Here is a 1,019-nt window from a genome sequence, read left to right as displayed (position 1 = left end):
TGCAGCCGGCCGCCGCTTGATAGCGTGGCGGATAGTATAAAGTGGCTTGAAACAAACTATAAACAAGGAGGAAATATTCATGTCTAAAACACTTAAGATCGCAATTATCGGCTGCGGAGGTATCGCGAATGGCAAGCATCTGCCAAGCCTTTCCCGCCAAAAGAACGCCGAATTGGTCGCTTTCTGCGACATTATCGAAGAGCGGGCGCAGGAGGCTGCCGGCAAATACGGCGCGGAAGGCGCCAAGGTATATTCAGACTTCCGCAAGCTGCTTGCGGACGGCGGCATCGATGTCGTGCATGTATGTACGCCGAATGACAGCCACTCGGAAATTACGGTTGCCGCGCTTGAAGCGGACTGCCACGTGATGTGCGAGAAGCCGATGGCGAAGACGACGGCTCAGGCGCAGGAAATGCTGGACGCTGCCCGCCGGACCGGAAAGAAGCTGTCCATCGCCTATCAGAACCGCTTCCGCAATGACAGCCAATATTTGAAGGAAATGTGCGAGAACGGCGAGCTGGGCGAGGTGTACTACGCCAAGGCGATTGCGCTGCGCCGCCGCGCGGTGCCGACATGGGGCGTGTTCCTGGACGAAGAGAAGCAGGGCGGAGGCCCGCTGATCGATATCGGCACGCATGCGCTTGATTTGACGCTGTGGATGATGGATAACTACAAGCCGCGCAGCGTGACCGGCTCGGTGTTCCATAAGCTCGGGCACCGGAAGAACGCCGCCAATGCGTTCGGACCGTGGGACCCGGAGCAGTTCAAGGTTGAAGATTCCGCCTTCGGCTTCATTACCATGGAGAACGGAGCAACGATTGCGCTGGAATCGAGCTGGGCGCTGAACGTCGCCGAATATGGCGAGGCCAAGACGCTGCTGTGCGGAACGGAAGCCGGAGCCGATATGACCGATGGGCTTCGCATTAACGGTGAACGCTCCGGCCGCCTGTATGAGACGAACATCGAGCTGACTCCGGGCGGAGTCGCCTTCTATTCGGGCGATGAGGAGAGCGAAGCGG

1 protein-coding gene is annotated in these 1,019 nt (G+C 58.5%); it reads left to right on the top strand.

The genetic code is table 11. The features are described 5' to 3' along the window. Positions 1 to 79: 79 nt before the first annotated feature. A partial coding sequence (locus L692_RS0109610) for a Gfo/Idh/MocA family protein (protein WP_025699355.1) occupies positions 80 to 1,019 on the top strand: 940 nt, incomplete at its 3' end.

The sequence above is a fragment of the Paenibacillus forsythiae T98 genome (assembly GCF_000520735.1).
Taxonomy (GTDB): Bacteria; Bacillota; Bacilli; order Paenibacillales; family Paenibacillaceae; genus Paenibacillus_AQ; species Paenibacillus_AQ forsythiae.
Note: the sequence above shows the minus strand (reverse complement) of the source record. Positions and strands in the feature narration are given on the sequence as shown.